Source organism: Sphingomonas sp. 67-41 (genome assembly GCF_001899725.1).
In the GTDB taxonomy this organism is placed as follows: domain Bacteria; phylum Pseudomonadota; class Alphaproteobacteria; order Sphingomonadales; family Sphingomonadaceae; genus Sphingomonas; species Sphingomonas leidyi.
The window spans coordinates 1-19,690 of record NZ_MKWJ01000020.1 but is presented as its reverse complement, the minus strand read 5'-3'; the positions used below and the strand labels follow the sequence as shown (position 1 = coordinate 19,690).

The following is a 19,690-nucleotide window of genomic DNA, read 5'->3' as shown; positions in this document are numbered from 1 at the left end:
CGCGCGCTCACAGGATGCGCTCCATCCTGGTAAGGTTTGCGATCGGCAGCAGCCCGAAATAGCGGCTGTCGAACCCGCGCGGGTGCGTCGAGCCGACATAGGCCATCCCGGCGGGGATGAGGCCGCTCCACTTCATATGGTCAAGCTTCAGCCCGTTATGGGCTTGGGGCAGGCTGACGCCGAGCAACTGGCCGTTGCAATAATAATGGCCGTCCCAGCCGTTTTGGGTCAGCGGTGAGGGCGTTTCGAACATGGTGAGCCGATCACCGGGGAGGCACAGCGCATGCTTGGTAACGGAGACTGGCTTCGGCCCGGCGATCGGGTGATGCAGGGTGAACATCACATAGTCGCCGCGCAGGATCGGCCCCGGGCTCTTGCGCACGGCAAAGGCCTCGATCGACGGGGTCATGACCAGGGTCACTTGCGGCATCACCAGCGCTGCGCAGAGGGCGAGCGGCAACACGACCAGCATCGCGCGCCATAGGCGGTCGGGGCGCGCAGGCTGATCCGGGCCGGGAGCGCCGAGCGCGACCGCGGCCTTGCGGGGAAGACGCCGCAGGCGTGGCCATAAGCCGGCCGTCCACCTAGCGAGCAACCAGAAGAGCCTGAGCATGGCTGACCTCCTCTTTTCCGCCGAGGCGGGCATATTCTTCGAGCATTCCGGAAAGAGCGCTGTCGCCGAACACGACATGGCTGGCGCGGGGACTGTCGTCGTCGCGCTCGCAATAGGCCTGGGTCGGATCGCCCGGGATCATCGCGAGTGCGGGGACCTGGGCGATGCCATGTTGGCGAAACACGATCGGATCGATGATCAGCTGCACATCGCGCATCACGCAGTTCGGACCTTCGCAGCCGGGATCGAGCCTGAGGATCTGCGCGGTCAGCTTCGCCATCGGGCCCATTTTCCGGAGCCCCCCGGGTACGCCGCGGAACGCCATGACGCCGTGAACCTTCGCCAACTGAGCGGCGTAGTTGCGCAGTGTCGAGATCGGCATGGAGGAAGACACGAACAGGACCGGCACCCAGCCCCTGGCGGCAACGGCCGGCGCGGCCTTGGCGAGCGCCTGTTCCTCGGCGGGCTCGAGCCCCAGCGCCTGACGGAGCGCTTTGGCCTGTCGCTCTCGCTCGGCGGCAAGGCTCGCCTCGCCGCGCGCCTGGGCGGCGCGAGCGCGTGCTTCCATCTCCGGCATAGGCGTCCGGCCTCGCAGGCCTTCGAATGCGCGCCGACGGACAGCCGGATCGTCAGTCGGCGGCAGCCTCGGGTCAGGCGTGTGTCCCGCAGCCTCCTTCTCTCGCGTGACGATGCCCTCGAGCCGATCCATGGCTTTTTGGCCCTGCTCGGCGGTGGATCCCCTGGCATCGCCGCGAGGGGCAACGGGCGTGGCATCCTGTGCCAGCGCGGCGGTTGCGGCGCCTGCAGCCACGAGGAGAGCGGCGTTACGGATTGATGGCTTTGAGATACGCATTGACGCGCTCCCCCATGTCTATCTGGATGTCGGATTGGGCGCGGGCCTCGATGTCCGCATAATATTCGGAGAGATCGATCTTGCTGAAATCTAGCGCCTGGAACTCCTCAGGCGTGAACCCACGGCACATCGGCTTCTTGGCCGTGCCCCAAAGATTGCCGTTGAAGGCCTTAAGCTGGGGACGGCCCTGTTCCTGGATGATGCGGCCGAGCTTTGTGTTGAAGCAGCAATGGCCGCGCGCCTTCTGGAGGCAGATCCCCAGGAAGCTGGACGTACAGTAGCTACCGATTTCGTGACACATGCCCGACGACCGCAGCATGGCGGTTTCCATATCCTGCTGATCACAGCCGGAGAAAAGGAACTCGATCATGAAATTGATCGCGAGGCTGACCGCGAGCGAGGTTGGGTCGAGCCCAACGATCAGCGCGTTCGCACCGGCGCTGGCCGCCTGGCTCGCGGTCGCGCCCGCCTTGAAGGCGACATAGGCCGCCTTCATGCCCGTGAACACGCCTTTGGCGACGGCGATCTTGGTGCCGATCGAACCAATCGACGAGCCCATGCCGTCCTTGACGATCTTGCCCTTGTCCTTGCAGCAATTGGAAAAGGTGGTCGAAAGCCCGGCCGGGCGGCAGCGCACGCCACGCCCGGAGAAAATCTCGATCTGGCCCATACAATTGCCGTCGGCATCGATGCCCCCATTGGGCTGGCTGCCCGGATCGTCCATCGGCGGTTCGTTGACGATCGGGTTGGTCGCGAGGTCCGCGCACTGATTGGGCGAGCAAGCCGGCGGGCCGCCTGTGCTTTTCACCATGCAGGCAAATTGCGGTCCGGCCGGGCAGCTATATTGTCCGGCGGCGTCGGCCACGCAGTCGACCTGCTGGATCGGGCAGAGCCACGCGCCGCTTGTCGTGGCGAGGCAGCTAGCCTGCTCGCCTTCGTCGGCAGCATCGCCATTATTGTTGAGATCGGCGGCGCAGATCTGCTGCGCACTGGCGGCGCTCGGGAAGGCGATGCTCGCGCCCAGGCAAAGCGCTATCGCGAGCGCAGCTCCGCGCGGATCGAGGGGCCGGCTTCTCTTGCTGGGCAGGCCGATCATTGCACGCTCCCCGTGCAGACGAGGTCGGCGCCGGCGAGGCGGACGGTCTGCATCATCACGACCGCCTCGGGAAAGTCGTCAAGGCATCCACAGGCGGAGACCACTTCCTCACCCGGACCTGCGGGGCACTGATTGTCGGACGTGCAGGCGTGGAAGAAGGTGTCGTAGCCGGTTGGCACATTCTGTTTGGCGCCGACGACTCCATCCGGCGCAGCCGCGTTGTTTGCTTTGGGCGCGCGCGTCTTGCAGACGGCCTCGCAGGCCGGAACGGAACCCCTGTCTGGCAGGCTGAAGGCGCGGGTCGAGGTCGCGAAACTGCCATCGCTCTGCCGGGCGCGGTCGGCGAGCATCGTCTCGGTCGAATGGTCGATGATATAGGTGCCGCGGCTCGTATCGGGTTTGGCGATGTCATCGACCGAACAGCGATAGGTGCGGTCTTTCAGAAAGAAGTCGCGGGTGAGATCGGTCGGGCAGGCGGGGCCGCCCAGGATACGGGTCTGGGGCAGGGGCTTCAGGCCCGTCGCGACGCCGTTGATCCAGGTCTGGACGCCATCGACCAATTCGCTGTCGAGTTTGCATTGCGGATCGGCGGCGATCGTCCCGCATCCGTCGACCAGCTGCTCCAGCGTCTTGCAGCTATTGTCGACATCGACATGGACCTGCGCGAAACCCTCGCCGCCTTCCGCGACCGCGACGCGCAACCAGATCTCGTGATCGCCGGCGGTGAGCCAGGGCTTCAGGTCGAGATTGGGATAGGCATAGAAGGTCTTCTTGAGCTCGCATTTGGAGGGCGGGAGGCCAAGGGTGGTCCAGGCGGAAGGGCCCGAACCGACAAGCTGCCCGTCGATGCGTACCTGCGCCCAGTCATCGGCGAAGAACTGTGTGAGGCGTGCATCGACGATCCGGTCCGGCTCGCTCACATGCAGTGTCATCCGGAAATCGATGAGCGTGCAGCTCCCGCCAGCCAGACTGTTGTCCGCCGGGGACCCCATCAGGAAATCGAAGGACGATCCGTTCTGGATCGTCGAATAGCCGCCGGCGGTCCGGCTGATAATGTCCTCCGCGCCGGGCTTGAGCACGGTCGCCCGCCGCTCGATCGTGCAATGCCGATATTGCAGGGATGTGCCGGTGCCGATCGCCGAACCCTTGAGCGCCTGGAACACGCTATTGCCGGTCGAGGCGGCATAAGCGTCGGAGGCGATGGTCGCGGGATTGGACCGGTAGGCGGTCTGGGGCAAAGCGGGGTTGGACGAGCATGCGGTCGATTGCGCGCCCACATATCGGATCGCCGGACCATCGATCACGGCTTCGGCGACGCCATAGCGTGGGTCAGCGGTCGTGAGTGCGCCGATCATCCCGCCGCCCAGATCGCGCAGGACCGAGGGCATATTGCCCCAGGCAAGATTGGCGCCGCAGCTATTGTTGATGCAGTAGCAGCCGGCGAGCTTGGGCATATCGACCGCCGTCAGCTTGAGCGCGTTGGCTGCGTCCACGTCCCAGCGGAAGAAGCTGCACCCGTTCCAGCTGCCCGGCTGGCAGGAGACCACACCATTGGCGCAGATGCCCGACACGGGGACGGGAAGCTTTGACGTGCTGTCGACCGTACCGTCGAGATCGGTGTCGCGCGCGATCGTGACCGAGCCCAGGTCGCCGGTCCCCGAGGGTTGGACCAGCACCTCCAGCATCGTCGCGGTTTTCTGGCAGGCGATGTTGGGCGCGAAGGTGCGGCTGTTGTCGACCGTGGAGATCGACTGACCCGCAAGCCCCGGCGTCACATAATTCTGCTGGAGCGCCTCGCTGTCGCTGGTCTTTGTACGCGACGCTTGCGCTGCGGTGCGCGCACGGTCTTCCATCGTTTGTGCCGAGGCGGATGTGGCGAAGGGAATGGCCAGCGCGACCGCGACGACGGAGCAGGCGGAGAGGATACGCCTTTTCTGCCGACGGGACATTGCGGCCGCGCTGGCCGGGGGTGGAGCGACGCCGCCAGGGGGGCTTGGCGGCGCCGCTCCTGTCCCGCACGGCAGCCCTCGGCCGTAGGGGCCTTGGCGAACAGACCTCCGGAATGGATGGCTGGCGCGTGCGGGAACGGGGGAAAATGATCGGCTCATGGCACCGGTATCCCGGCGCAGCAGATCACCTTTTCGAAGAGCATGAACTGGGCATTGTCCTTGCCAGGCGCATGCTTGGCCGAGGACCAGAGCGATCCCGGACGGCCGATATTGACGCACTTGCCGCCCTTCACGGGCTCCATGATCTGGAGCTTGTAGCGGCTCTTGGTCCACACTGGCTGCGGCACGAACGAGCAGCCATCGGCCGAACTGATCGTGAGCGCGCCGAGACGGCCCATCATGAACACACCGCGCGCGGCAAGCCCCGCCCATGCCTCGACGCTGTCGTCGAAATGGATGTCGCCGGCGATCGGATAGGTCGCGCCCCAGCTCCCCATGCACCAAAACAGCGGGTCGATGACCTTCCCGGCCGCCGCCGCCGCGCTGTCGCCCATGCAGGCAAGCCCGGCGGCGGGATTGCCGAACAGGATGCCCTCGGGCTGGATGATCGCGCCCAGCGTCCCCGACTGCCAGGTGGGCAGCACCTCGGTCATCATGGCCACGTCGAAGCCGTCATTCTCGAGGCAGGGCAGGTCTGTGAACATGTCAAGCATCGCCCAGACCGGCGAGATGTAATAATGCATTTGCGCGAACATCTTGCGGGTGTTGGTGCCGTCCGAGATCGACGACTGGCTGCCCTGGAGCTTGCCGCCGGTCGGCAGGAGATCGGCGCCCAGAGCCATCATGCAGCCGGGTTCGGTCACGACATCGACCATCCGGTTCGGCGACCAGTAGGAGACCTTGACGCCGAACCAGAACTGGATGCCCTTGCGGCAGGCACAGAGCGGCTTGGACGCGGACTGCGCGTCGAGCGCCTTGTCGAGCTTGTCGAAGCTTCCGACCCGAATGCCTCCGACCGTGATCGGAAAGATGCAGGTCCAGCGCACCTTGGTGATGGGGTTGAAGACGGTGCCCGCCTCGCATTTGGAGGCGCGCGCCGGGCTCGGCCAGGCCAGCGTCATCGCAAGCCCGATGAGGAGGCCAGTGACGAAGATGGGGAGGCGCCCAATCATCGCGTCGCTCCTTTCGCCGCGACCACGGTCACCCGGCTCTTCGGACCATATTCGGTGAGCATGAGCCGCGTGCCCGACTGCTCGACGATGACCGGCGCCACCGTCAGTCCGAACCTCTGCTTGACCCGTTCCTCCAGGATGTAGATCGGACGCCCGGTCTTTTCAGAGAGGTCGATCGCGTCGCCATTCTGTGACCCAAGCGCCGAGAGCAGGATGAAATCGCTGGCCCGGGCATTGCGCAGCGCCCAGCCCAGGTCGCGGGGGTGCACGACGACGAGGCGCTGTGGCAGCGTCACATAGGTCAGCGGATTGAAGGTAAAGCCCTTGGGGTAGAGCGTCTTCCCGTCCGGCAGCGTGATATCGAATTCGAGAGTGTAGAAGGGCACGACGCTGCGCACCCGATCGGCGCCCGCTACTCCCAGCGGAGCAGCCTTAAGCGCGGTCCACTTGTCACGCGGGCCAAAGGCTGTGCTCATATCGCCCGGCAGCGTCGCGACCTTGCCCTCGATCTCGGCAAGCGCATCCGGCTCCGCGATTGGCCAGGTGCGCCCGATGGTGCTGCGTGTGCCGCCCGCCACCGGCCCGGTGAGCGCCAGCGCACTGGCTGCGGCCAGGGCGTTGCAGGCGAGAAAGGCAACAAGGATCGGGCCAGGGCGAAGCCGGCGGAGCAGGTTATCGGCCATGACGCTGTCTCCAATGTCCTTCAGGCGGCTCGGGGATGCCGATCAGGGCGGCGACGAAGGCTGAGACGGCAATTGGCGTGAGGATCCAGATCAGCATGCCGGACTCACGGTCGAGCGATGGCGACATCAGCAGCAGCGCGCTCTGGATCTGCATCAGCAGGAAGCCGCTGACCGTTAGACGGATCGCCGCCTGCGAGGGCGTGGAAGAGGTAAGCCCATTCATTTGCCGCGTCTCCGGCGAAGGCGGCTCATCAGCTTAGCGGTGCCGGCCGACAGACTGAGCAACAGCAGGCCCGTCGCCATGCAGGACGCCGCGACGAGCAGCGAGGCGCGAAGCACCATCATGGTCGGTTGCTTGAGAAGGAGCCCGGCCACCAGCACCAGCAGGCCCATCATCACGGTCTCGATCATCACGAGCCGGAAGCGCCACTGAAAGGACTCCGCCTCGAACCGCTCGGCGAGCCGCTGCTCGACGATCAGCTCGATGGCCTCATTGTCGGACCAGTTGAGCGGCAGCTGGTCGGGGTGCGGGGTATAGCGGGCCATGACGGTCAGCCCTCCACCAGGCCGGGCACGGTCGGCGCGCCCAGGATTTCGGATGGATCGACGCCGGCCAGGCGGCAGACCGCCTCGAGTGGCGACAGCCCCTGGCGCATCAACGCCTCGAACGCCGCCACTTCGTCGGGCGCGCTCGTGTTGATCCAGTAGGAGAAGGGATCGACCACGAGCCGGGCGATGCCGAGCCCGAGCGGCGAGTCGATGAACACCTCGGAATAATTGGGCTTCGAGTTGCGAACCGACTTTAAAAGGTCGAGGACGAAGCCCGAATAATCGAGGATCTTGTTGTCGACGGCCCGGTCGTAGGTCGAGCCCTGCAACAGGAAGCGGGTCGCGGCATTTTCGAGGATGACCTGGCCCGTTCCGCCAAACAGCGTGAGGTCGTTCATCGACTGGAGCACGATACCGAACGAGCCCCGATATTTGCGCGCGCGGCGATAGCCCTGGCCGAACGCCTCGGCGAGGCGCGAGAGATCCTGCCCGTCGGTGCGCGTCATGAATTGCGCGGCCTCGTCGCACAGCACAAATCGCGGACGGTCGCGGGCGGAGAGATAGAGTTCCTGCGTGACCGCGTTCACCACCACCATGACGATGACGTTGAACAAGTCGGGCATCGACTTCAGGCGCTCGAGTTCCAGCACGACGAATTCATCGTTGCGGATGTCGAGCGTCGAGGGGCCGTTGAAATAATGGCCATAGGCGCCGCCCGACCCGAAATCGCGCAAGTTGAAGGCGAGCTCACGCGCGACGGGGACGAGGTGATCGACGCTGTCGAGCGCGGTCTCCACTTGCGAGGGATAAGTACCGAGCCACTCGCGCACCGCGTCGATGCCATGGTCGGCGCGACCCGTGTCGATCGTCCACTGGACGGCCGACTTCAGCAGATTCCATTCCGATGTCGTGACGCCCTTGCGGGTGGCCGCATTCGCCATCTCGGCGACGATCGCCACAGCCATGGTGATGGCCGACTGCTTGTCGTCGCCGTCGAGCGCCAATCCCATATCGAAGGGGTTGAGGACGAGATGCTCTTCGCCAATGTCGATGTACCGGCCCGAACAGAGGGTACAGAGCTTGCGGTAGCTGCCGCCGATATCGATGATGCGGATCAGCGCGCCGCAGGCGAAATATTGCTGGCACAGATTGTTGAGCAGGAAGCTCTTGCCGGCCCCACTCTCGGCCGAGACGATGAAGTTATAATTGTTGATGCGCGGATCGAAGAGGTCGAGCGTGACGAGCTGGCCCTTGCGCCCTGTGTAGAGCAGGGCCGGTCGCCCGCCGCCGCGGAAATCCGTCTGGATCGGCGCCATCAGCACCGCAGCCTTGACCGGCATACGAAAGTCACGCTCGAGCAGGCGTAGCGTCGTTCGGTCAGGGTAAAGCCCGAAAGGCAGGCTCATCACCAGTAGCGTCGGGTTGAGATAGCTCTCCTCCTGCATCGAGAAGGGCAAGGGTTCGCCCTCCCACAGCCGCTTGGCGCGCGCGGCGAGATCGCGGGCATGGGCGCGGTCCCTGCCGAACACCCAAATCGTGGGAATGACGCGGACGAACTTGCTGTTGCCCGCCTCGTCAAGGATCCAGCCGATCTCCTCGATCTGCTTGCCGACCTCGACCGCGAAGCTTCCGGCTGCCTTCTGCGCCGACAGAATTTGCGCGCGCTTATGAATCTCGAACTGCGAATGATCGAACAGGATGTTGAGCGTGTAGAGAAACGGTCCGCCGATCTGGTCACTGTCCTCGGACGCCCCGCGCATCCCGCCCATGAAGCGGTTGGCCCGTTCGGCGGTGATCCGCCGCGCCGGCGCCTTGGGGGTCAGGCAGCGCGCGACCTGATTGCCGAGGAACACCTCCGCGCCCTCGAACACGAGATCGGGTCCCGCATCGATGATCTGTTTCGCGATCGGCGGCGCGCCGACGGTGGTGCCATCGGCAAACACGCCTGGCGCCGGGTTCGCGACGCCGTTGAAGACTCGACGATAGAAGGCGACCATGTCCTCGGGCGGCAATCTGCGGATGCCGAGTTTCGACAATTGCTCCTCGACCTGTCGGCGCAGATCCTCGCCGAGCGGGCGCCTTGTCTTGATCGACAGCAATGTCCGGAAGTTGCGGACCGGGATGCCGTGCAGCGCTTTGAGGCCATGACGTCCCTCGCTCAGATAGGCGCGGGTATGGCGCGCGGATGCCTGAATGAGCGGATCGTCGCGGATCTTGAGGTCAAGAAACGCATCCAGCGCGCCGTCGATCAGCGGGTCCGCGAAGGTGTGCAGCTGCAGGACCGTGCCGTCGGGGAAATGGATATTGAGCAAGCCCTGCAGCGCGCCCTGGACATGGGCGAACATATAGGCGGTCGGCACCAGCTCCCAGGCATGACCCCAGGTGTCGTCGATGCACAGGAATGCTTCCGTATCCTCATCCCATGCGACGAGCGGGAGATGATCTGAAAAGCTGTCGCGCCGGACGGCACTGCGCAACCGCTTATAGCTAAGCGCGCTCATGGCTTCGGCTCCGGTGCGGGCGGGGCGTTCGTTTGGGAGACAGGCGCCGGGGCAGAAGGAGCGATGACGGACTCCTGAGCCGGTGCAGGCTCGCCGTCCGGCGCGTTGGTATCGCGGACCTGGCCGAGGATCGGCGCCTGGGATGCGCGGTCGGGCGAGGCGATGAGGGCGCCGCCTACCACCCAGACAGGCTTGTCGGTCACCGAATAGACATAGCGCGGCATATAGAGACGGTCGGGGCGCTGGCGATCTGCATAGGGCAGGATCAGCGTGCGCACCGTGCGCGCCGGCTTCAGCATCGGCGTGACGGGCGCCTCGATCAGACCCTTGAGTTCGCGATAGACGCTGTCGCGGTAGCTGCCATAGGCAGTGCCGGCAGCCTCGGCCTGTGACCGCATGCCCGCTCGGTCCGCATCCTGGCCGCGCAGCATGGCGCGGTCGTTGGTGACTTTGGGGTCGGACTTCGACGCGACGCCGGCCACAGCGTCGGCATAGGCGCGGTCAGGATGGATGCACTGACCGTGATCGCTGTTCTTGCAGTCGAACTTCTCCGAATAGGGCGACATCATCGAGCCGACCGTGGCGCAGCCGCCTAGGGCAACCAGCAGGCTGAGCGAGAGCAGCGAGCGATGAAGAGACTGATGGGCCAGCAGATGCATGGCGGAGACTCCTATGGACTGGGGCGCGGGGAGCATCAGAATTTGCTCCCGACCGATGGCTTGATCTCGAGGGCGAGGCCCTCCTGGATGACGACCACGACGTCCTTCGCCGCGCCGACTTCGACGACGGGGCCGGCCTGGCGGGCCAGATCGAGATAGAAGTCGGTGAGCTTGTCCGACGATTTGGACAGCCCTCCGGCAATGCCGGTCTTCACGGCGTCGCCGGCATCGAGGCTCCGCACGCTGCCCAGCGCTGACGTCGACAGGCTGCCGAACGATCCTTCGACGCTCTGTGAGATGCCGGCGATCGTGCCGGCGATGAACGAGCGGGCGAGCGTCGCGCCGGCACGGGTCACGACCTTGCCGGACAGGCCCTTCTTGCCGTCGGCATCGACGAAGAAACCCTTGATCGCCTGATCGACGACTGCATGACTCTCAAAGTCCACGCAGGAGATCGAAACCAGCTGGATCTCGACCCGCTCCTTGGCGAGGCTGCCGGTCGCATTGCCGATGACGAAGCAGCCGGCGAGATTGGCCTTCACCTCGTTCGGAAGCACGGCGGGCGCCTGGACCCGGGCGATGATCGGCTCGGGGTTACTGGTCGCGTCCCGGCTCGCCAGCGCGTCGATGCCGGTCAGCAGCCGCGCCTTCATGAAACCAGGTGGCAAATAGATCGTCCGCTTCCCTTTTTTTGATGCAGCCCCGCCGCTCGCGCCTCCCTCCGCTCCTTGCGCGGCGGTCGCCGCGCCGATCGCGCCGATCTGGCGCTCGGTAGGCGGAGCAGGCGGTGCCGGGGGCGCGGCAGGCGGGGTCGGCGGTGCTGGAATTTCGTCCGCCGCGCCCTTTGCCTCGCGAGGTACGGGCGGATAGGCGGGCGCCTCGCCGGGGATCGCGGGCGGGAGATCACCGCCATCGCCTGCTGCTGGCGTGTGAGCGCCAGCGCTGCCACCGGGAACGACCTTGCCCTCCTCGATCGCGGTGACCCGGTCGCCGAGCAAGCTCTGTCCGTCGAGGATCTTCTGGAGGTCGCCGCGCAGTTTCACCTCGAGGCTATCGCCGCGAAGCCCTGCGCCCATATCAAGATTGCTGGCCTGGGGCGCCTTGGGCGCTTCCTTCTTTCCGCTAGAGCTGGCGGTGTAGAGGCCGAGGCCGAGCAGCGCGATCGTCGAGACCACGCCCAACTGCTTGGTGCGCAGCTTCTGATCCGAGGTAAGTTTCGACCACTGCGCCCTCAGATCGAGCAACGCGGGGCGGGGCGACGTATCGTTGAGGCTTTCGTCGCCACCGGCACGGGGCGTCGCGGCCGGAGACGTCTGCGGAGTGTCCTCTGGCGTCGTCATGGCTGAACGCTCCTGCGAACGACGATCAGCCGCGCAGTCTCACCTGGACCCAGCGTGAGGCGATCGATCGTGATGGCGAAGATGTCGGCTCCGAGCGCGGTATCGAGAAAGTCGCGCTCATCGAGCGTGGTGGTAGCAACAGCGCGGACGAGATATTCGCTGACCGACAGGCCCGCACCCTCAACCTCGAGGCGGCGTCGTTCCGACAGCGAGGCGGTCGGAAGATCAGCGAGGATCAGCCGGTCGCGCGAGGGCGCCACTTCGGAGAAGGAGGCCGGTACCCGGTCCTGCAGGATCGCCAGCGCAATCCCGACCGCCCGTTCCTCTTCGACCAGCGGTCCCAGGAGCGCGTCATTGGCGCGGGCGCGCTGCGCGCCGCCGGGAACCAGCGTCACCGTTTGTGCCGGAATATCGGCCGGTTCGGCATAGAGCGGGTAGATCGCGCCGTTGCACGAGACGAAGAATTCGGAAGGGGTCGTCACATAGGTGCGCGTCTTGGCCCCCATATCGTCGGTCTCGAGCACGAGGAACTTGACCCAGGCGTCCGAACCGCCGCGCTCGACGGCGAGGCCCTTTTCGGCCGAAAATTTGACGTCCTCGATTTCGCCGCCCACGCAGACGATATGATTGACGTCACGGTTGGACAGCCGGATGCGGCTTGTCTGGTCGGGCAAAGCCGCGATCGACTGGGCGAGGGCGGGCGAAGCGGCAGGGATTGTCGCGGCCAAGATCAAAAAGGCGGGTGCCCCGGCAAGGCGGACACGCCTCGCCCGATTACCGGATATCGGCATTGAAATTCTCCTCCTGCAGGGCGGTCAGCCAGAAACGGCCATTCTCGAGCGCGTAGCGAATGCGCAGATTGCCCCGGAACTTGCGGATCACGCCGCCGATCACGCGGACTTTCTCGACGGGGACAAGGATCTCGCTGCCCGTCCAGGTGACGGGCTGGTCGCCCCGGATATAGGTTGCGATCGAGAGCGTCGGATTGTTGCCGAGCTCATCGAGCAGCCGGTTCAGGCTGTCGCGCAGGCCATTATAGGCGCTGGGATGCGCGATCCGCAGCAGCTCGTGGAACTGCCGGTCAGCCGAATAGGCGGAATAGGTGCCGGCAAGGCCGACGATGTTGAAGGTGATCGCCCGGAGATAGGCCTCGGAGGGCTTGTTGCCCGTCACATAGAGGTCGCCGTCCGCGCCGAACGGGACGATCACCGTTCGTGTGTTCTGGTTCGAGGTGTAGATGACCGTGCCCAGGACCGCGGTGATGCCGAAGAGGCCGGCGATCGCGACCTTGAGAAGTCGATTTTCCTCGAAGAGGTTGGCCGATCCCTGCAGGTAGCGGTGCAGGTGCCAGCTCGGCCGCGTATCGCCGATCATATCGGCCTGGGGCTTGCGCCTGAAGGGAAAAGCCATCTCGCTTACTCGAAAAAGCGGGTCTGGGTCGGACCCGGATAGTTGCGGAAGCGGGCGAGGCCCCAGCGCCAGGCCAGGTGCGGGATGAACCCGCGCGGCTTGGTCCGCTTCCAGGGGATGAAGAGGAGAAGGGCGCCGATGAGAGCCCAGCCGATGATCCCGCCGACGATGACCGCGACGAAGATCGTGGACATCACGACGATGAACTCCTGACTGTCGAACCAGAGGATCTGGAGCGGCCGATGCAGGAACTGTGGCAGACGTTCGTCCACGCCCTTCTCCCTTGCTTCACCACGCCGCTGGGCGTGGGTTCCGGAAGGCGACCATCGCCTTCCGTCTCGTGAGGGCGGCCGGCCCGCCCGGCGCGCCCGGTCCTGGTCTCAGATCAACATGCCGAAGGTCTGGAGGATCGAATCCGCCTTGATGAGGCAGACCGCCGCCACGATCGTCGGGATGCCGATCATGATGTTCGAGAAGAGCCGCGAGACACCGAACAGGAAGGCGGCAACGCCGCCCACGAAGCCGAGCGGACCCTTTACACCCTGGTTCACGACGATGTCGTAGATGTCGTAACCGAGGTCGCCTGCGGCAGGGGCCTGGAACGCGTAAGCGACGCTCGTACCAGCGATCGCGGCCAGGAGGAAAAGGACCGCCGCGTCGATCGTGCGGAACGTCCTTCCCCGAAGCATAGTCAACATATGCAGTCTCCTTGTGCGTGGGGCCGTCCAGGACATGCTTGCCGGTACCGATCGGTGGTCGTGTCCGGCCGGCGGCAGTGCTGGACGGCCCCTGGAGGCGCGCTCCCGCCGGCATCTCGGTCCCGGCGGCGCGTTGAACGCGCACGCGAGGTCCGCCAAAATCGTCAACTGTCGCCGTCAGGGGCTGGGCTTGGGTTTGGGGCTCTCGGCGTCGAGAAAGGCCTCGAGCTCTGCTTGCTGGAACCCCGACACGAGCTTCCCATCGACGAAAAGCGTCGGCGTGCCCGACACGCCCATCTTGCGGACCGTGTCCGCGTCGCGTGAAACCTTCTCGGCACCTGCCCGGCATTTGAGCAGCGATGCGGGCTGCGCGCCGGCATAGACCGCCTTGAAGGTCGCCTGGGGGTCAGGCGAGCACAGGATGTGCTCGGCCTTGGCCGCCGCTTGCGGGTGGATGCCGCTCACGAAATAGACGAGGCGCTGGACCGGCTTGCCTTCGGCCTCCTTCGCCAGCCAGAAGCGCTCGAGCGCCTGGCAATAGGGACAGTCGGGATCGGTGAACTCAATCACCTTAGGGGCGCCTGCGGGGCCCACGACCAGCGCATCGGCAGGATTGATGGCGCCGACGCGCTTCCTGGCGCTGGTGTCCTGCGCCAACGCTGTCAGATTGACGCCATTCTTGTCGTAGATCGCTGCGAAGAGGAGATGCTGGCTCTCCGGCGCGAAATAGATGACTCGTCCACCCGCAACGGCCTGATATATTGGGCCTTTGACAGGCGCCGAACCAAAGTCCTCGAAGGTCAGGTTGGTGAAGGTCTGGCGCAATTGACGCTGAGCTTCTGCGGCCGCGGCCGTGAGGGGCTCGGCACCGCTATCCTGAGCGTAGGCGGGTGCCGTTGCACAGAGCAGGGCAGCCGAGATCAGCTTAGCGCTGCGGAACATGGTTGGGCTCCGGACGAACGAGGGAGGTGCACGCGAAAAGTCGGCTGTCGAGCGTTAGCGCGCTGCCGATCTTGATTGCGGCAGGGGCGACAGGCGGCAAAGAGCGTGCGGTCTTTTCGCGGATGGAAAAGCCAAGGTCGCTTTGAACGACGGCGAGCTGGGGGCCGCGAGTGCAAGGGTAAGCCTCCGCATCGGGCCGATAGGTTTGAGCGCTGGCCGGTACAGCGCTTGCGCAGAGCAGCAGGGCTGCCGCAAGCGCCGGTAATGGGCATGGGAAGTCCATGGCACATGTCTCCTCGTGGCGCCGCGAGGCGCTCGGGTTCGGGGTTTGGTTAGGCCGGGTGGATGGCCGGGACTTGAGTCCGCAGTGGCCACCGATCCGGTGCGTCCCAGGGCATGACGATCAGGTATCGCCGCTGCAATAGGGAGGGCACTGAAGTGCCGAAGCGGTGAAACAAAGCATCGGAACGACGAAAGTGAGGAGTTGATCTCGCGATGCGTTGAAAAGATCAAATTTGGAAAGAAGCGGCACTATAATGCCGTTTCTGCTTCCATTCGTCGTGAAAATGCTCCCGTTCGGCTCGCCGGCGCGGGACAATGCAACAGCTAAGGCAGGAGAAGGAGTGATGGCTCGAGCTAGACGCAGTTTCAAACTCCGGCTTTCGCCGGCAGGGCTCGACGTTCTTATCGACTCGCATTGCCACCTGATTCGCGTTACCCGGTCCCTGATTGCGTGGGGAACGACCCTTCATGTTGCGGTCGAACATCTCAGCACCTTGTCAACCACCGAAATCGTCGACCAAATGCAGCTCCAGGAGCTTGATTGTCTAGGTGGCGCCGAAGAGCACCATGTCGGAGCGTCCAATCGGCTCTGGGATATCGCCACAAGCATTACCGAACGGGTACAGAAGACATCGCCCGAGGGTCGCCAACCCAATCTCGGTACAATTTATCTCCTGGCGCTGATGCAGATCCCCAAGGCAGGTAAATCAGACCTGATAAACGCCTTCGATCGCGCATTGCAGTCTGGAGCGCGAACACCGGCAAGTCGGGAGGTTGATGATCTTGCCGGATAAATAGCGACAAAGTGGCCGAGGTTGTGTCTTGACGGTGGTGGTAAGTACACCTTAGCTTTCAATTTAACGAATTGCCTTGGCGGGCGGTATCTCCCGTAAGGAGACGCGGACATGTCGCATGATTTAGCGACTTCCGTTGCCGAATGTCCAATCCTGTACGTCAAAGTGCAGTCCGGGCGGCAAATTGAAGAGGCACGGAAGAGACTTCGCCTGACGCAACGCGATCTGGCGAGAGAACTTGGCATGGGTGTACGCTGGCTTCGCGAGATCGAGGCCGGCAATCCCCGCTCGCGGCTCGACGACCATCTGCTCTGCGCCTACAGGCTCGGACTATCGACGGGTCATATCCTGATACCGCTGCTTTTTGCGGGCCAACGGATGTGCTTTCCGCGACAGCTCGCGATGGGCGACCTCAGCGATCTTGAGCGGATGTGTATCGAGATGATCGCGCAGCGGAACCTTGATCATCTCACGCGCGCCCTCACCCCGGCCTGGCAGGTGGCGGCAATTCCTGCGGGTGCTGGATTATGATGTCAGCGATGGATCCGCCGCTTCAGGAAATGCTCTACAGATCATTGAAAGAAGATTACGCTGCGGGCGTATTTTCCCCAGGGCGCCGGCTCGATGTGCAAGAGATTGCAGACCGATATCGCGCAAGCAAAACGCCTGCGCGGGAAGCCCTCTGTCGGTTGATGGGCGAGGGATTGATAGAGCCGCACCCCGACGGTGGTCTTCGATTACCTATGTATAGTGGTGAAAGGTTGGCCCACCTATATGCGTGGAACATGAGCCTTCTCATGGGTCTGGTTCACGAAGTCAGACTATCAGCGTTGAAACGAGCAATTGAAGAGGCGACCCCGCAGAATCTGCAACGGACGCCCGTAGCAATCTCGCACGCGGTGGGTTCGCTATTTCTTTCCCTTGCATCGGCGACGGGCAATGAGTTTGCGGTCTTGTCTGTCAGCAACCTGAATGAACGGCTCCATTATGTCCGAATCGGCGAAATTCAAGATCTCCGCGACGCCGCGAAAGAGGTCAGAATTTTGACAAATATTTCGGTGACGGATCTCCAAAAGAGCATGCGGCGCAGGCTTGAGGCTTATCATATGCGGAGAATTGACCGGCAGAAGTCCGCTTTCAGATGAGCGGAAGACCGTCAGCCTGTCTAAAATCTTCGTGTAATCAGCATCTTGGACAATTTGTCGTGCTTTGGAAAGGGAATCGTGTGGATTTCCAGCCATCTTGTCGGGGTATATTTCGGGAGATCGCTCAGAGATCAATTTATCCTCCTTTGGCCACAAATCAGTGCGGCAATTGAAGAGGAATGAACCATGCAACGGAAGAACGACAAGCGTGACGTGAAGCGCCTCGATCTCGGCGGGGTCATGCAGCAGACCAAGGGCGGCGCCATGTCGGTCAACGACAACCAGAACGGGCTTCGTCCGATCTTCGGCGGTCTCTCCGCCGACTGACCAGGATGCCTCGGAACGTCCGTTGGCTCGATCGCTGCGGACGTTCCCTTCTGTATGGAAAGTTAGCGATGGACCTTCACATCAAGCCTGGATTGCACTTTTGCACGGTTGATGGTCGGACCATCTTTCTTGATGAGGATACGAGCCGGTATTTTTGCATTCCTGAGGATGTCGATCGAGCATTTCAACGCCTGATCTTAGCGAACGGAAAGCGCTGCGAGATCTCCGAAGATGCCTTGATCGCCGACCTGATATCCCTGGAGATAATTCAAGGCGAAAATGCAAGGAAAGGCGGACTGACGACACCCGCTTCTGTCGTCGAGCCGAATGGCGATCTTGGTCGGCTTTCCATCCATGATGCACCAGCAATCGAAATTGCTGCAGCCCTCTTCGAACGGCTGCGCTCAAAGCGGATCGCGGCACGCCGAGCCATCGCTGACGTTCGACGCCTGATAGCGCAAGAGCGCTTGCGGTTCGCCCACCGACGTTCAGCGTGTATTCCGACCTCGAACCTTGCCGTGTCAGCGGCCTTCGAGGTCAGCGATTTTGTGTTTGGCCGCCATGATCGTTGCCTACCGCGGGCGATTGCGATCATCAGACGGTGCTTGCGTGCGGGCCACAATCCCTCCCTAGTGATCGGTGTGCGGATCAACCCGTTCACCGCCCACTGTTGGGTGCAGCAAGGTTCGGTCGTTGTTGGCGATTCAATCGACATCACGCGGATATACACCCCGATATGCGCGCTGTGAGCGCTCCGCGATTTCTGATTGATCGGGCTATTCCCGACCGGAGGCGGGTCGAGAAAGCTGCGGAACGCTTCCGGCTCGAATTATGCTTCGATGCATGTGGAGTCCGGGCTTTCGTGTCGCCCGGCTACGGCATTCGCCTCGGTGGAGATCGTGGCGTAATTCTCGGGACACTCTTCGACCGCCACGGTCCACCAGAACCCATAGGCGAAATGAAAATGGATCAGCAGAAGCTGATCTCTGCTAGAGGCGAGCGCGCCCTCCTTGAGAACTATTGGGGATCCTACTGTTCTCTCTTAAGTGATGGAACTGATTTCAACGTTATGCGCGATCCATCTGGCGGGCTGCCGGCCTACCATTCGGGCGCTGCTGGTTCCTGCGTGATAGGCTCCGATCCCGAGATCATAGCCGCCACTGGACTTTGGAAACCCGCAGTATCGTGGGAAGACTTAGCGATCCATCTATACACGCGGGGGCTACCAGGCCCCGTGACGCCACTTAAGGGGTTAGCTGAGCTGCTGCCTGGCACTGCATGCAACATTTGCGATGCTTCGATGAGCGTTAAAGAGTTGTGGTCTCCCTGGGATTATACACCGTTGGGATTCGTATCCGATATCTCCGACCAGGCAGAAATCCTTCAACGAACTATCCAGAACGTGGTTTCGTCATGGTCTTCGAAATATCCCTCAATCCTGATCGGTGTTTCTGGGGGACTAGATTCATCCATCGTCGCGGCCAGTATCCCAGCTCGACGAACGGAAGTTGTGGGTGTTACCCTCGTTACCGACGATCCAGATGGCGATGAAAGGCTCTTTACGAGGTATCTTGGGCGTGAGATTGGGCTAGAAATTCTCGAAATACAGTATGATCTGGCGGACATAGATCTCGCCACGTCGTGCGTTGCCCACCTTGCCCGTCCGATTGGCCGAAGCCACGCCTTGGCGTATGATCGCGCGATACACCGTGTCGCTCGCGAGCGACGCATTGAAGCGTTTTTCAGTGGAAACGGTGGCGACAATATATTCTACTATACTCAATCCGCAAATCCCGTCGCTGATAGACTTCTCGTTGGCGGTATAGGTATCGGTGCCCTTCGGACGGGGCGCGACGTCTGCCGACTGACGGGCTGCACGCCTGTCGAAGCTGCTGCAGCAACGATCAGATCGATCCACGAGCGAGGAAAAGGATACCAATGGCGACCTGATTCTCGCTTCTTGCATGCCGATCTGGTGGCTCGCCTCGCCACAAAACCGGTGAAGCATCCCTGGCTATCGGATGGTCGCGCGCGCCTGCCGGGAAAGGCAGCGCACATAGCCGCCATTTTGAGAATACAATCGGGTCTGGAGGGATATGACCGTCGGCATCCAGCGATGATCAACCCGCTTATGAGTCAGCCAGTTCTTGAGACGTGCCTTGCCGTGCCGTCCTGGGCTTGGGTTGAAGGAGGAAGAGATAGGGCTTTGGCTCGACGCGCTTTCAGCCGCATCCTGCCCAATCGGATATTTGAGAGGCGATCTAAGGGCGGTCCTGATGGGTTCGCGAACCAGATCATAACCTTGCATCGAGCCGAGATTCTTGAGCGGCTGACCAGCGGCCATCTAGCGCGCCAGAAGATCATCGACTGCGATGAAATCGTCTCGGCTCTCTCCAATGATCAACCGACCATGGGAGCGGATCAGGCGCGCCTGTTGTCCTTGATCGATACCGAAGCCTGGGTGTCTCACTGGAGCCCATAGCAACCCTTTTCATCAGAGTCAGATGGTGATGCAGGAATCCATCTGCGAAGCCATTCCAGCTGCCGTCTCGCGCTGTCGAACCGAAGCGCAGGTTCAAGAATGTGGATCGGCGTGGAAAAAGGACCCCGGTAGCGGGGTGATCGGCGTCGAAAAGGGACCCCTCATCCCGGTGGTCTAGGCTGTTCGCTTGGCGGT

At 63.0% G+C, this 19,690-nt stretch carries 22 protein-coding genes; 6 read left to right on the top strand and 16 right to left on the bottom strand.

What is annotated here, in order from left to right:
* Positions 1-7: 7 nt before the first annotated feature.
* From BGP17_RS10325 to BGP17_RS10250, 16 genes are all read right to left on the bottom strand, one after another.
* A complete protein-coding gene (locus BGP17_RS10325; RefSeq protein ID WP_353681870.1) occupies positions 8-472 on the bottom strand; it encodes a S26 family signal peptidase in 465 nt (154 codons plus the stop codon).
* Between the two features lie 112 nt (positions 473-584).
* Positions 585-1,466, bottom strand: a complete 882-nt coding sequence (locus BGP17_RS10320) for a type-F conjugative transfer system pilin assembly protein TrbC (RefSeq protein WP_124810437.1) — start codon at positions 1,464-1,466, stop codon at positions 585-587.
* Complete coding sequence (gene traN / locus BGP17_RS10315) at positions 1,438-2,562, bottom strand: conjugal transfer protein TraN (RefSeq protein WP_070157084.1); 1,125 nt, start codon at positions 2,560-2,562, stop codon at positions 1,438-1,440. Before traN ends, BGP17_RS10320 begins: the two co-directional genes overlap by 29 nt.
* Positions 2,559-4,415 (bottom strand): hypothetical protein, encoded by a 1,857-nt coding sequence (locus tag BGP17_RS10310; protein ID WP_070157085.1) that lies wholly within the window; start codon positions 4,413-4,415, stop codon positions 2,559-2,561. Before BGP17_RS10310 ends, traN begins: the two co-directional genes overlap by 4 nt.
* 251 nt (positions 4,416-4,666) lie before the next feature.
* Positions 4,667-5,683, bottom strand: a complete 1,017-nt coding sequence (locus BGP17_RS10305; protein ID WP_070157086.1) for a TraU family protein — start codon at positions 5,681-5,683, stop codon at positions 4,667-4,669.
* A complete protein-coding gene (locus tag BGP17_RS10300) occupies positions 5,680-6,366 on the bottom strand; it encodes a conjugal transfer protein TraW (protein WP_070157087.1) in 687 nt (228 codons plus the stop codon). Before BGP17_RS10300 ends, BGP17_RS10305 begins: the two co-directional genes overlap by 4 nt.
* Positions 6,356-6,589 carry a hypothetical protein gene (locus BGP17_RS10295; RefSeq protein ID WP_124810436.1) on the bottom strand — a complete coding sequence of 78 codons (234 nt, stop codon included), beginning with the start codon at positions 6,587-6,589 and terminating at the stop codon, positions 6,356-6,358. The genes BGP17_RS10300 and BGP17_RS10295 overlap by 11 nt, the downstream gene beginning before the upstream one ends.
* The gene (locus BGP17_RS10290) at positions 6,586-6,912 is read right to left on the bottom strand and encodes a hypothetical protein (protein WP_070157089.1); all 327 of its coding nucleotides are present in this window, start codon (positions 6,910-6,912) and stop codon (positions 6,586-6,588) included. The genes BGP17_RS10295 and BGP17_RS10290 overlap by 4 nt, the downstream gene beginning before the upstream one ends.
* A gap of 5 nt (positions 6,913-6,917) precedes the next feature.
* Positions 6,918-9,416, bottom strand: coding sequence for a TraC family protein (locus BGP17_RS10285; protein WP_070157090.1), 2,499 nt, complete (start codon positions 9,414-9,416; stop codon positions 6,918-6,920).
* Positions 9,413-10,075, bottom strand: a complete 663-nt coding sequence (locus tag BGP17_RS10280) for a TraV family lipoprotein (RefSeq protein ID WP_070157091.1) — start codon at positions 10,073-10,075, stop codon at positions 9,413-9,415. The genes BGP17_RS10285 and BGP17_RS10280 overlap by 4 nt, the downstream gene beginning before the upstream one ends.
* A gap of 35 nt (positions 10,076-10,110) precedes the next feature.
* Complete coding sequence (locus BGP17_RS10275) at positions 10,111-11,415, bottom strand: TraB/VirB10 family protein (protein WP_070157092.1); 1,305 nt, start codon at positions 11,413-11,415, stop codon at positions 10,111-10,113.
* Positions 11,412-12,143, bottom strand: coding sequence for a type-F conjugative transfer system secretin TraK (locus BGP17_RS10270; protein WP_199857378.1), 732 nt, complete (start codon positions 12,141-12,143; stop codon positions 11,412-11,414). Before BGP17_RS10270 ends, BGP17_RS10275 begins: the two co-directional genes overlap by 4 nt.
* Positions 12,144-12,189: 46 nt before the next feature.
* Positions 12,190-12,825 (bottom strand): TraE/TraK family type IV conjugative transfer system protein, encoded by a 636-nt coding sequence (locus BGP17_RS10265; RefSeq protein ID WP_070157094.1) that lies wholly within the window; start codon positions 12,823-12,825, stop codon positions 12,190-12,192.
* A gap of 5 nt (positions 12,826-12,830) precedes the next feature.
* Positions 12,831-13,097, bottom strand: coding sequence for a type IV conjugative transfer system protein TraL (locus tag BGP17_RS10260; protein ID WP_070157095.1), 267 nt, complete (start codon positions 13,095-13,097; stop codon positions 12,831-12,833).
* Between the two features lie 108 nt (positions 13,098-13,205).
* Positions 13,206-13,523 carry a hypothetical protein gene (locus tag BGP17_RS10255; RefSeq protein ID WP_070157096.1) on the bottom strand — a complete coding sequence of 106 codons (318 nt, stop codon included), beginning with the start codon at positions 13,521-13,523 and terminating at the stop codon, positions 13,206-13,208.
* Positions 13,524-13,700: 177 nt separating this feature from the next.
* Positions 13,701-14,465 (bottom strand): DsbC family protein, encoded by a 765-nt coding sequence (locus BGP17_RS10250; protein WP_070157097.1) that lies wholly within the window; start codon positions 14,463-14,465, stop codon positions 13,701-13,703.
* A 536-nt stretch (positions 14,466-15,001) separates the two neighbouring features.
* Between BGP17_RS10250 and BGP17_RS10245 the strand changes: the two genes are divergently transcribed.
* The 6 genes from BGP17_RS10245 (at position 15,002) to BGP17_RS10220 (ending at position 19,495) form a co-directional block, all read left to right on the top strand.
* On the top strand, positions 15,002-15,541 hold the full coding sequence (locus tag BGP17_RS10245; protein WP_070157098.1) for a hypothetical protein: 540 nt from the start codon (positions 15,002-15,004) through the stop codon (positions 15,539-15,541).
* Positions 15,542-15,652: 111 nt separating this feature from the next.
* The gene (locus tag BGP17_RS10240; RefSeq protein WP_070157099.1) at positions 15,653-16,072 is read left to right on the top strand and encodes a helix-turn-helix domain-containing protein; all 420 of its coding nucleotides are present in this window, start codon (positions 15,653-15,655) and stop codon (positions 16,070-16,072) included.
* An 8-nt stretch (positions 16,073-16,080) separates the two neighbouring features.
* Positions 16,081-16,686, top strand: coding sequence for a GntR family transcriptional regulator (locus tag BGP17_RS10235; RefSeq protein WP_190287314.1), 606 nt, complete (start codon positions 16,081-16,083; stop codon positions 16,684-16,686).
* A 186-nt stretch (positions 16,687-16,872) separates the two neighbouring features.
* Positions 16,873-17,013, top strand: a complete 141-nt coding sequence (locus tag BGP17_RS10230) for a hypothetical protein (RefSeq protein ID WP_171905893.1) — start codon at positions 16,873-16,875, stop codon at positions 17,011-17,013.
* Between the two features lie 68 nt (positions 17,014-17,081).
* Positions 17,082-17,762 carry a lasso peptide biosynthesis B2 protein gene (locus BGP17_RS10225; protein WP_070157101.1) on the top strand — a complete coding sequence of 227 codons (681 nt, stop codon included), beginning with the start codon at positions 17,082-17,084 and terminating at the stop codon, positions 17,760-17,762.
* A complete protein-coding gene (locus tag BGP17_RS10220) occupies positions 17,750-19,495 on the top strand; it encodes an asparagine synthase-related protein (RefSeq protein WP_083277012.1) in 1,746 nt (581 codons plus the stop codon). Before BGP17_RS10225 ends, BGP17_RS10220 begins: the two co-directional genes overlap by 13 nt.
* The last annotated feature ends 195 nt before the right edge of the window (positions 19,496-19,690 follow it).